Origin of the sequence: Yersinia entomophaga, assembly GCF_001656035.1 — a bacterium.
Lineage (GTDB): Bacteria > Pseudomonadota > Gammaproteobacteria > Enterobacterales > Enterobacteriaceae > Yersinia > Yersinia entomophaga.
Genome location: NZ_CP010029.1, coordinates 1436455 through 1448875, shown reverse-complemented (window position 1 = coordinate 1448875; position 12421 = coordinate 1436455). Strand labels below are relative to the sequence as shown.

Genomic DNA, 12421 nt, shown 5'->3' with positions numbered 1-12421 from the left:
TGTGGAACCGGTCCATGGTGGTGACCGGTTTTTTAATGCATAAACCTTATCCAGAGAATTTGATGCAAAAGGACGATCAGGCAATGACTCGAACTATCTTTATGGTAGGTGCACGCGGTGCGGGTAAAACAACGATAGGGAAAGCGTTGGCGCAGGCGTTGGGATATCAATTTATCGACACAGATTTATTTATGCAGCAAAGCAGCCAGCTCACGGTGGCAGAAGTGGTAGCCAAAGAGGGTTGGAAAGGGTTCAGGCTGCGGGAAAGTTTGGTATTACAGGAAGTTACCGTACCTAAAACCGTGGTGGCTACCGGAGGCGGCGCGGTACTCGCGGCAGAGAATCGGGCATTTATGCGTCGTCAGGGGATAGTGATTTACCTGCGTGCGCCGGCGGATATTCTGGCCGAAAGATTAGCCGAGGAGCCTGAAGACGCGCAGCGGCCGAGTTTGACTGGTAAACCTATTGCTGAAGAAATACAGGATGTGCTGGCTGTTCGGGAGGCGATGTATCAAGAGGTTGCCCATTATGTTCTTAATGCCAGTCAGGCCCCACAGTCAGTGGTACAACAAATTCTGGAATTATTGGCTGATGCCACGGTGAAATAATTTACTACAGGTGAAAATCTGAGTTAAAACGGCGATTTATCGCCGTTTTTCATTTCTATCAACGGTGTTTCCTCACTAGAGTCGTCAGTCAGGGGAGTGGCATGTTTTTGTCGTGACTTTTCTCGTCATTATTGTCTGAATTGTATAGCAAGAGTACAATTATATCCCACGTAATAATTTCAGTGTAAATCCTCTGTTTACCTGCATCGGATGCCAATTAAGGCGAGGCTGATGAGACATATCAAGCTTTATCTCCGTCAACACCGTAACTTCATGCCGGCTTTCTGGTCGATCTCCATCATTGTATTTGAAGCTTCACTGGCCGTTTATATCTTACGTAATCTCTAACTTATCCGCCTGACTTTCGGTTGTACTGAAAATGTGAACAGGGTTTCAGTCAATATTTTCAGCAAAGCCCATATTTTCAGCAAAGACTCTGTAAGAGAGGCGTTATTTAGTTTCTACAGGTAATTAAATATCAGAGCATTATTTTCATAATTTTGAGTAATTACATCTTTGTAGTTATCAGAGCTTTATCCTGCCACTAATTAATTAATGAGAATTAAACTTGTATTTTTTCGTTTTACTTCGATAAAAATTTCAATTTTTCATTATAAAGTATGTGTGTTAGCTAATTATTGTATTTTAAATTAAATAAAAAACTTGACGATATGACAGAAGGATTCTAGTTTTATTTCATTCAATCGGGAACTTAGTTTCATATATTGGAACTCATTTAAAATGAGCACATTAGAAAATGCTTCGGCAGTACTAAAGTTATTTTCCAAACAAAACGTCATGCATGCTCATCCGGGTATTTCCTTTAGCGATGTTATTAACCAATTAGGATTGGCAAAAAGTACGACGTCACGTTTATTAATGACGATGGAATCGGAAGGTTTATTAGAGCGAGATCCGGATACGCGGTTGTATCATATTGGTCGTTTATTATTATCAATATCCAGCCAATATCTCTCTACGCCTTTAGTCGATATGGCGGCTTCAATGATGATTAAATTGAGTCAAATAACGCGCTGCACCGGTTATATTTCTGCGTTGGATGGGCAGGAAATTATGGTTTTGCGAATGTTTCAGGGGCAACAATTTTTACCGGTGGTTACGCCGGTTGGTACCCGTTCTCCTGCCGCGGAAACCTCAGTGGGTCGGGCTATTTTGGCTCGCCAGAGTGACGATGAGGTTCGTGAACATTTTGGCTCTTATAAACCACGCTCTGCCAATGCTCCGCAGAATCTGGCAGCATTATTAGATAAGTTGGCAACGGCGCGCCAGGTCGGCTGGACTTTTGCTCGTAATGAGACTTTACAAGGCGTTAGCTCAATAGCGACCAATATCAGCAATAAGCATCGCAGTGAAACGATTGGGCTATGTTTGTCTTTTCCGAGTTCGGATGAACCCCCGTTTTACCCCAGTGAATATGTTGAAGCATTAATTTCTACAACCAGATTATTAGCTGAGAAATTAAATGATGATTACTGGTTGAAAAATAATAATTTATAGCTAGCTAAGATTTGCAAATTTTAACTTTATTTAAAAAATATTTTTTATTTGCTTTATTTCTCCATGGGAAGACCTGTGAGCCAAATAAACTCCATTGATAGGAGTTTGGCCATTAATAATAACCTAATTAGCGCCTCACCAGGGAACTAATATTATCGTGTTATTTGATAGCTAGCGCTAACACCAGCGGAACTCAGGGAGATAAAAATGGAGCAAACATCAGGGAATCAACTAAGGGATATCGGCACGCTGGTAGTGATGATATTTCTTTCTAGTATTGGCGCAATTATTGGCGTCCAATTGATTACAACTTTAGGGGTGACACCCAATACTTCAATCATTGGTGCATTATTTGCCATGTTATTGGCTCGTATCCCTCTAAAGTTTTTTCAACGCTATCGATCCATTCATACACAAAACCTGGCACAAACTGTTATTTCGTCGGCAACCTTTGGTGCTGCAAATAGTCTGTTGATGCCTATTGCTGTTCCTTATGTTATGGGGCAGCCAGAGCTAATTTTACCGATGTTTTGTGGCGTCGCCGCCGCGATGTTACTGGATGCCTATTTACTCTATCGATTATTCGATACCAAAATTTTTCCAGCAGAGAATGCCTGGCCGCCGGGCGTTGCAGCAGCAGAAGCGATTAAAGCCGGTGACAAAGGGGGCCGTCATGCCTGGCTGTTGGTCGTCGGCGTGGGAATTGGCGTCGTCGGGGCCATATTCAAAATTCCGATGGCCGCTTTTGGCACCGCCTTTATCGGTAATATTTGGGCATTAAGCATGTTTGGCGTGGGATTATTGATTCGTGCCTATATTGAACCGCTTATCGGATTTGATATTAATGCCAATTATATTCCCCACGGAGTGATGGTCGGAGCAGGATTTGTGGCTCTGATTCAGGTCATCCAGGTGATTCGTAGCAAGAAAGTATCGGATAAAAAGAACTATACCCAACCGGCAACGGAGGTTCGTAAAGCGCTCGGTATAGGTGCCGTGGGTTATGTCGTGATTGCGGCCTTGCTGGCGCTGGCTGGTGGGCTTTACAGCGATATGTCTACCGGCATGTTGATCGGTTTTATTTTTTATGCCGCTTTTGCCGCTTTTATTCACGAACTGATCGTTGGCATTGCAGCTATGCACTCCGGTTGGTTCCCAGCTTTTGCCGTTGCTTTGATCACACTGATCGTCGGTATTTTGATCGGCTTTCCGCCGTTGGCATTATGCATCTTAACCGGTTTTACAGCTGCAACTGGGCCTGCTTTTGCTGATATGGGCTTTGATCTGAAAGCCGGATTTATTCTGCGAGGATACGGTAAAGATCTGAAGCAGGAGCTGATAGGGCGGAAAATCCAGTTATTTGCGGCGCTGATTGCTTTTGTTATCGCCATTCCGGTGGTGTGGTTCACTCATATGGGGTATTTCGCACAGGATTTAGTGCCGCCGATGGCGCGCGTTTATGCCAAAACCATTGAGGCCGGTGCGCAGCCAGGCATTGCGTTTAGCCTGATGATTTGGGCTATTCCAGGCGCAATTATTCAGTTGATTGGCGGCCCAAAACGTCAACTTGGGATACTGCTGGCGACGGGATTACTGATCAATAACGCGCTAGCCGGTTGGGCTGTGGTGCTAGGAATTGCTTTGCGCATTTTGATTACTAAATGTTGGGGTGAAAAGGGGCGTACACCAATGCAAATTATGGCGGCAGGTTTTATTGCCGGCGACGCATTGTACAACTTCTTTAGCTCCATTTTATCCAGTAAGGGCAAATAGCTATGCCGCTGCCTGCTGAGACCTAATGATGAAGGATAGTCCTGATGAGCTTGCAACAAACATTACGCGTTTTTGAAATGATTGATAGTGCCCATGTTTCTGGTCAGGATATCGTGGAACTGTTTGTTGATTATTCAGGAGTTAAGGCCAGCACGGTCCGCGCCACTGGGCCAAAAGGCAGCACGGATTTTGTACGAATAGAGATTGCGGGAAGTGCGGGTAAAACACTGGGTGGCACGGCGCCAACGCTGGGCATTATCGGCCGTTTGGGCGGTATTGGTGCGCGGCCTGAACGCATTGGTGTGGTTTCTGATGCTGACGGTGCCATTGCAGCCATTGCCAGCGCGCTTAAACTGGCGGAAATGCGTAGTAAAGGCGATATTTTGGCCGGTGATGTGGTGATAACCACTCACATTTGCCCCAATGCGCCAACTCGGCCACACGATCCCGTCGATTTTATGGATTCCCCTATTGATGACATCACCATGAATGATAACGAGGTGATGCTGGAAGCCGATGCGATTTTATCGATTGATACCACTAAAGGTAATCGCATCATCAATTATAAAGGCTATGCGTTATCCCCTACAGTTAAGCAAGGTTATATCCTGCGCGTTGCCGAAGATTTGCTGCGTATTATGGAGATGACCAGCGGAAGCCATGCCGTTACATTCCCTATTACTATTCCAGATATCACTCCTTATGGTAACGGTGTGCATCACCTAAACAGTATTATGCAGCCCTCAACGGCCACTTCAGCGCCGGTGGTTGGCGTCGCCATTTGTACTCAGTCGGTAGTACCCGGCTGTGGAACCGGTGCCAGCCATGAGACAGATATCGCGCTCGCGGTAAAATTTGCCGTAGAAGTAGCGAAAGAGTTTGGCCGTGGAACCTGTCAGTTTTATGACGAATCCGAATATGCACGGCTTATTGCACTTTATGGCTCTTTGATACATCTACAACAACGCCATCCCGAACATGGCGAAGCCGCGCTATGAATGCGTCATTGGCAACATTAACCCTAGGTCAGGCACCGCGCAGCGATATTATGCCGCTGTTATCCCAATACCTACCGTCGGATGAGGTTATACATATTGGCCTGCTGGATGGGCTGGATTGGAAACAGGTAGAGGAACAATATCAGCCAATTGAGCGCGGCGACCATGTGCTGGTTTCGCGTTTGAGCGATGGCACTCAGGTTTCTTTGGCTGCAAGCAAAGTGGAACGCGGTTTACAGCAGAAAATTGAGCAACTTGAAGCGCAGGGATGTCGCATTATTTTACTGCTATGCACCGGGCAGTTTCATCATTTGAAAACCCGAGAGGCACTGCTGCTGGAGCCGGATCGCATCATTCCGCCTTTGATCGCGGCGATTGTCAGCGATCATCAGGTCGGGATCGTAGTGCCACTCTCAGAGCAAATCGAACAGCAGGCCGCCAAGTGGGAAATGCTGGCGTCACCTCCCTGTTTTGCCATCGCCAGCCCTTATTTGGCCGATGAGCAGGCACTTGAGCAAGCTGCGCAAACGCTGCTGCAACAGGGGGCACAGGTTGTTGTGCTGGATTGCATTGGCTATCACCAAAAACATCGCGATTTTTTACAGCGTCGGCTCGGAATACCGGTTTTGTTATCAAACGTGCTGGTGGCGAAGCTGGCTGCTGAACTGATTATGTAACGCTGTGATTAGATAATTCTTCTGTTGTTATCATCACCGGGGTCGATTGCCCCGGTTTTTTTGCCTCTATTGTACGCTTTATCAGCAACCACCCCAGTGAATCGGCTTGCGATCGCATTTTGTCGTAATAATCAGTGACAGAATCAATGCTGTGACCCTAATATGAAATCTCATCAATGATTAGGATGCGGGTGCCAAACTATGCTGAAATTTAATGAATATTTTACCGGGAAAGTGAAGTCCATCGGTTATGACAGTAGCAGCATTGGGCGCGCGAGCGTTGGGGTAATGGAAGAAGGGGAATACACTTTTAGTACCGCCCAACCCGAGGAAATGACGGTAATTACTGGGGCATTGAAAGTCTTGATCCCAGGCTCTCCTGACTGGCAGGTGTTTATGCCGGGAGAAACTTTTTACATTCCTGGACAGAGTGAATTTAACCTGCAAGTTGCAGAAGCCTCTGCTTATCTGTGTAAATACCTAAGCTAATCAAAATATTGCCCTCTCCATGCCAGAGGGGGCAACGTCTTCAAATGCGCGGCAAACTTAGCGTTGCGCTTCGCCACCCAGAGCTTCAATCAGGTTTTTGATCAATGCTGCCAGTTCGCTGGTCATCAGAATAAAATCGGCGTCGAAACGCTGGGCGAAATCATCCCGATCGATATCATCATTTTGTTCGCGCAGTGTATCTGAGAATTTCAGGCGCTTGAGCGAACCGTCGTCAGACAGCACCAATTGCACGCGTTCTTGCCAGTCAAGTGCCAATTTGGTGACTAATTTACCCGCTTCGATATGTACCGCAATTTCATCGCTGACTAAAGCCTGCTTCTTGCAGCGGATAATGCCGCCTTCTTCCAGAATAGCCTTCAGCTCTGCTTCGTCCATCAACGCGAAACCGGCAGGTAATTCACCGGAGCGAACCCATTCGGTCAATGTTAGTTCGATAGGGTTTTCTAAAGTTAAAGGTACGACAGGCAGCGAACCCAGGCTTTTACGCAGCAACGCCAGCGTGTCTTCGGCGCGTTTGGCACTGGCCGCATCGACCATAATCAAATCGTTAACCGTATCAATCCATAGGAATGTTTGGTTAAAACGGCTGAAAGCGCGCGGTAACAGGCTATGCAGAACTTCGTCTTTTAACGAGTCTTTTTCCGTTTTCTTTAGTTTGCGGTGCTGTTCACCTTCCAAACGCTCGATTTTGGCCTGTAGCTCTTGCTTAATCACCGGTGAAGGCAGGATTTTTTCTTCTTTACGCGCACAAATAATGATTTGCCCATTAACTGTATGGGTTAAAGCATCGCTGTGAGAGCCCATCGGAGGCACCCAACCGGTCTTGGCCATATCCTGGCTACCGCAAGGGGTGAAAGAAAGGGCGCTTAACTGTTTTTCCATTTCGTCCGCAGACAGTGAAACTTCCCGGCTCAAACGGTAAACCATTAAATTTTTAAACCACAGCATAGTGTTATCCCAAGCTCGGGCGCGCTTAAAGCACGCGTGTTAATCAAACGCAGGGCGGCATGATAACGAATTGAAGCCGCAGTCCCTAGCAAAATAGCGTGATGAATTGGGGGCTGAATCGAAATATTGCGTGAAAAAGTACTACAACGCATGGCTCGCTGAGGGTGATGAATTATTTAAATTGTCGGTAGCGTCAAATAGATAAATGCAAAGATTGTGAGATACCTAATGATTGTCCAAACTAGTATGCAATAGCTAATAATCGGCACGTCTGAATTTGCGGAATGATGCGTGACTCCGTTAAAAAATTTCGCTGAAAATAAAGTCATCAGCTCAATGAGGTGAGGCGCAATGCGCATTGGTATAGATTTGGGTGGTACTAAGATAGAAGTCATTGCACTGGCGAATGATGGGCGAGAGCTTTTTCGTAAGCGGATTGAAACGCCTCGTCATGACTATCATCAAACGTTATCGGCTATTGCCGGTTTGGTTACGGATGCGGAGGTAGCTACTGGCGAAAAAGGAAGCGTTGGCGTAGGTATTCCGGGCACTTTGTCCCCCTTTAGTGGGAAAGTAAAAAATGCCAATTCGGTATGGTTGAATGGGCAGACGTTGGATCGCGATTTATCTGACTTGCTTGCCCGTCCGGTCAGACTGGCTAATGATGCTAACTGTCTGGCTGTTTCCGAAGCGACAGACGGTGCCGGAGCAGGGAAACATTTGGTCTTTGCGGCAATTATTGGTACTGGCTGTGGGTCGGGTATCGCTATTGGCGGGCGTGTTCATTCTGGTGGAAACGGTATCGCCGGTGAATGGGGGCATAATCCGTTGCCGTGGCAGGATGAGGATGAACAACGTTATCAATTAGAGGTTCCCTGCTATTGCGGTAAGAAGGGCTGTATCGAAACCTTTGTGTCAGGTACGGGCTTTGCTATGGATTATTTTCGTTTAAGCGGCAATCTCTTGAAAGGACATGAAATCATTACTCTGGTGGAACAAGGCGATGTTATTGCCGAGCAGGCGATGCAACGCTATGAGCAACGATTCGCGAAATCACTGGCTCACGTGATTAACCTGTTCGATCCGGATGTGATTGTATTGGGCGGCGGTATGAGTAACGTCGATCGTTTGTATCGTACATTGCCTGATTTGATACGTCCGTGGGTATTCGGCGGGGAGTGTGAAACGCCGATTCACAAGGCGATACACGGTGACTCCAGCGGCGTGCGTGGTGCTGCATGGCTGTGGCCACAGCAATAGTGTGATTGCCTGACTGTCGCTCCTTCGGGCGGCTACAGGCATATCAGGAATCTTATCAGGGCAGTTTGGTGGCTAATAGCCTCGTCCGTTGCCTTTGTCCATCAATGGCTATATTTATGCGCAATACCCAATACCCAATACCCAATACCCAATACCCAATACCCAATACCCAATACCCAATACCCAATACATGCTAGATCTCTATGTGACGCTTAATTTCATTATGTATTAGAGAATATGAATAGCCGCTTTTCTCAACCTGTAATAAGCGGCTATTGGTTGGCGAAAGCGGCATTAGATTAATAGCAAAGGGTGCTAATTTACCTAATGCCACAAACTCTAGATTCAACGTTCACTAGGCATTCACGAGTTGATATGAAGTAATCTTACGGTCTGAGCTTGGATTTTGGCTGCTTCTTGCTTCATCTTTCCATAACTCTGCGCTTAATTAACTGCAAAAGCATTATCAAGCCTGCTAATGCCTAATCCATTAATTTTCTTAACTTTGATTTGCACCGGTATGCGTTCTTTCATTGCCTCGACGTGGCTGATCACACCGATGGTTTTGCCCGTCGCATTCAGGCTGTCGAGAGCATCCAGCGCGGTATCCAGCGTTTCGGCATCCAAAGTACCGAAGCCTTCATCAAGGAACAACGAGTCGATACTGGTTTTATGGCTGACCAGATCGGAAAGTGCTAATGCCAGAGACAGGCTGACCAGGAAGCTTTCACCTCCTGAAAGCGTGCGGGTATCCCGAATGGCATCGGCCTGCCAGGTGTCTACGACCAGTAACTCCAGTGCATCATTGGTTTTCCGTTGGAGTAAATAGCGGCCATGCAGTCGGTTAAGCTGGTTATTAGCCAGATAAACCAGATGATCGAGAGTCAAGCCCTGAGCAAACTTACGGAATTTATCGCCTTCCTTTGAACCAATAAGTTGATTGAGGTAGTTCCAGTCATCGTATTGCTGCTGGTTATGTTCTATCTGCTCGAACAGGGCTGATTGGCTGGCACGTCGATGTGTATCGCTCTCTAACTGATTACGCAGTTCCCCCTGACGCAGGGTGTTAGCTTTTAGCTGCAGAGCCATCTGCTCTGCAATTCCTTTCCGTTCGGATAAATCGCTGTGTGGGGAGATACCTGACGGACAATGTTTCAGGTGTTGGTTGAGGCTGTCATTCGCTTGCTGCAAGCGGATTACTGCTTCTTGCAAGCGTTCATTCAACTGCTGTTGCAGTTGAAGTAAAGAGTGGCGTTGGCCTTCATCTAATAAAGCTGCTGCAAAAGCGACTTCAGTATCAAACTCGCTGGCGGCAAGAGCCTGTTGGAATTCGGCCTGAGTTTGGGTGGCCTTCTGCTGATATTGCTGCAACTGCTGTTCCAGTTGAGCTAATTCACCGCCCAATCGGCTCAACTGAGACTGCAACTGTTGCAGTGCTTCGTTGGCGGCCTTTTGCGCTAGCTCGATTTGCTGTTGCTCTGTTCGCAGTTTTTGTCGTTCGTCGGCAACAACCTTATCGCCAAACAGCTCTTGACGTTGATGAATATATTGCTGCAACGCACGGTTTGCCTGGCTGAGCTTTTGCTCAATATTCAATAATTGGTCGCGGTATTCTTTTTGGCGCTGGCGTTCGCTTTCTATCCGCGTTTCCAGCGTTTTTTGTTGTAATACCAGCTGTTGCTGATTCTGCTGATTCTGCTTCCAGCGCAGCCATTCATATTCCCGCAGATCTAGCCACTCAGTTTGCTGCTCTGGCTCCGGCTGCTGTAGATCGAGATTGATTAATGTATTGAGGAAATCCTGTTGCTGCAGTCGATATTCGTCCTGCTGACGCTGGTCGGTCTGCTGTAACTGCTGCTGAGATTGCTGAATGTTTTGCAGGCGTTGTTGTTGCAGGCCGACTTCACTCAGGTTCTTCTGCTGATTCTGCTCGGCTTGAACCAATGCGTCTTTAGCTCGCTGATATTGTTGGTTGAGTCGCTCAAATTCGGACAGTTTCTGCTGATATTCTTGCTCTTCCTGCTCCTGTTGCTCTAGCCACGCAGTTAACTGAGCCGGTTCATCCAGAGTGAAATTCAGAGCTAGCCGCGCGGTCAGCGCCAGCCAGTTTTGCTGATGTTCAGCTAACTGCAGACCACTTTGTCGTAATTCTTGTTCCAGACGTGATTTCTGCTGCTGCAGATTTTCTTTTTCGGCTTTTAATCCGCTGCCCGTCTTAGACAGCTCATCAACCTGCGCACGTAGTGCCTCCACGCGCAGCGCAGTTTCAGACGGTTTTACCGCTTGATATTCGGCTATAGCCGGGTGTTCTAGGGATCCGCACAGTGGGCAGGCTTTTCCTGACTGCAATTTGGCTCTTTCTGCCGCCAACGTCACAATCTGTTTTTCGCGATCCCATAGCGTTTCCAAATCAGCAAGGTGCTGTTTTTGTTGGGCGTATTGCTGTCTTTTTTCTATCAGCTGCTGCTCGAGTTGTACCAGTTTCTGGTTTTGATCGAGCAGATATTGTTGGTTTTTCTGATGTTGGGCCTGTAGCTGTAGAGCCAGCGGCGATAAGGCTGCGAGCCGTTGACGGGTATTTCTTTGCTCGCCAAGTTCAGCAAGCCGTTGACGCAATTGTGCCTGAGGTTGCTGTTTTTCTAGCGCCTCCAGCTGTTGTTTGCTGGCGTCAGCCTGCATTGTGGCTTGCGCCAATGCAGCTTGCTGCTGTACGCCTTGAGCGCTTAGTACGGCGAATTTCTGTTGCAGCTCAACAATCTGCGCCGCTTGTTGTTGCAAAATTTGCTGATTATCAGCGAGTTGTTGGCGTTGGCTGTGCTGTTGACGGAACTGTTCTTTCCAGAGCGGCAGATGCTTTTCCCAATGTTGATGATGAGTATTTTGCTGAATGTAGTCAGCTAACTGTTGCAGCCCCTGATGAGTTTCCATTAGCAGGCGTTCATCTTGTTCAAGCTGTTGCTGGCTTTTCTGCGTTTTATTCTGCTGTTGAAGTTTATCCTCATCGAGTTGCGACAAGGTTTTCCGTTGAGCGGCAATATGGTTGTCTAAAGGAATTATATGCTGTTCAATCAGTGTTTCCTTCTCGCGCTGTCGTTCAGCGTGCTGTAACTGGGCGCTGGTGGCCTGCTCCAAGGCTAGCGTCAGCGGCGAGAGCTGTAGCTGTTGTTGCTGTTGCAGCTGTTTTAAGGTTGCGATATGTTGCTGCGCTTGCTGCCAATCTTGCAGGCAGCGATCCCGTTCTTGTTGCAATGGACGCAGTTTTTCTGCGGGTTCACTGCGCGCCAAACGCTGGAGATCGGGCTGAACCCGTTGATACTCTTCTTCCACCTGCAGATGTTGTTGAGCGTATTGCTGCACATTATGTTGCAACTGGCGCAAAACCGTAATCCAGGCGACCTGATTTTGCAGATTGAGCAATTCGACGCTGAACTGTTGTTCCTGCTGATGCAGCGCGTCTAACTGTTGTTGTAAATCCTGCCGCTGTTCTTCATTCATCAGCTCAATGCCATTGGCTCGTAAATATAAGGCATCTAGCTCGGCTTTAGCCTGTTTATGCTTTTCAAAGACCTGCTCGGATAAGCGACCGTAAATTTCTGTGCCGGTTAATTCCTCCAGCAGCTCGGCGCGATCGTTAGCATCGGCGTTCAAAAAGGCGGCAAACTGCCCTTGAGATAGCATCATGGATTTAGTGAAACGGCCAAAATCCAACCCGGTAATCGAGGCGATAAGTGACAATTTATCACCGACTTTATCCGCCAGTATTTTACCGTCCGCGCATAGGGCTAACTCGACTTTAGGAGCTTGCAGATTGCCTTCAGGAGAGTTTTTTGCTCGTCGTTGGCTCCAGAATGCGCGATAGCTGACGCCTTTTACCTCAAATTCCACTTCCGCCAGTGACTCAGCGGTGTGGCGTGTCATGAGCTCATTTTGGCTGGGTGAGACTTTTATCCGTGGCGTTTGGTGATACAGCGCCAAGCAGATCGCGTCTAATAACGTTGTTTTTCCGGCACCGGTTGAGCCAGTAATAGCGAAAAGACCGTTACTGGCAAAAGGCTCGGCGGTAAAATCAATCTTCCACTCGCCTTGTAATGAGTTAATGTTTTTTAGGCGCAGGCTTAAAATTTTCATA

The 12421-nt window shown here is 47.3% G+C and carries 9 protein-coding genes; 7 read left to right on the top strand and 2 right to left on the bottom strand.

Annotated elements, in window-relative coordinates; genetic code table 11:
* Positions 1 to 83 precede the first annotated feature (83 nt).
* The 6 genes from aroL to ppnP all read left to right on the top strand — a co-directional run bounded on the left by aroL (position 84) and on the right by ppnP (position 6063).
* Positions 84 to 608, top strand: coding sequence for a shikimate kinase AroL (gene aroL, locus PL78_RS06565; RefSeq protein ID WP_064518297.1), 525 nt, complete (start codon positions 84 to 86; stop codon positions 606 to 608).
* A gap of 741 nt (positions 609 to 1349) precedes the next feature.
* Complete coding sequence (locus tag PL78_RS06560; protein WP_064514149.1) at positions 1350 to 2126, top strand: IclR family transcriptional regulator; 777 nt, start codon at positions 1350 to 1352, stop codon at positions 2124 to 2126.
* 207 nt (positions 2127 to 2333) lie between these two features.
* On the top strand, positions 2334 to 3899 hold the full coding sequence (locus PL78_RS06555) for an OPT/YSL family transporter (RefSeq protein WP_064514147.1): 1566 nt from the start codon (positions 2334 to 2336) through the stop codon (positions 3897 to 3899).
* Between the two features lie 44 nt (positions 3900 to 3943).
* Positions 3944 to 4897, top strand: a complete 954-nt coding sequence (locus tag PL78_RS06550; RefSeq protein ID WP_064514144.1) for a DUF1177 domain-containing protein — start codon at positions 3944 to 3946, stop codon at positions 4895 to 4897.
* Positions 4894 to 5574, top strand: a complete 681-nt coding sequence (locus tag PL78_RS06545; protein ID WP_064514143.1) for an AroM family protein — start codon at positions 4894 to 4896, stop codon at positions 5572 to 5574. Before PL78_RS06550 ends, PL78_RS06545 begins: the two co-directional genes overlap by 4 nt.
* 201 nt (positions 5575 to 5775) lie before the next feature.
* Complete coding sequence (gene ppnP, locus PL78_RS06540; protein WP_049598469.1) at positions 5776 to 6063, top strand: pyrimidine/purine nucleoside phosphorylase; 288 nt, start codon at positions 5776 to 5778, stop codon at positions 6061 to 6063.
* Positions 6064 to 6120: 57 nt separating this feature from the next.
* Here ppnP and rdgC read toward each other — a convergent pair whose 3' ends face one another.
* On the bottom strand, positions 6121 to 7032 hold the full coding sequence (rdgC, locus tag PL78_RS06535; protein ID WP_064514140.1) for a recombination-associated protein RdgC: 912 nt from the start codon (positions 7030 to 7032) through the stop codon (positions 6121 to 6123).
* Between the two features lie 351 nt (positions 7033 to 7383).
* Between rdgC and mak the strand changes: the two genes are divergently transcribed.
* Entirely contained in the window at positions 7384 to 8292 is a 909-nt protein-coding gene (mak, locus tag PL78_RS06530) for a fructokinase (RefSeq protein WP_064514138.1), read from the top strand.
* 444 nt (positions 8293 to 8736) lie between these two features.
* On the opposite strand, the gene PL78_RS06525 is transcribed toward mak, so the two are convergent.
* A complete protein-coding gene (locus PL78_RS06525) occupies positions 8737 to 12420 on the bottom strand; it encodes an AAA family ATPase (RefSeq protein WP_064514136.1) in 3684 nt (1227 codons plus the stop codon).
* Position 12421: the final 1 nt, after the last annotated feature.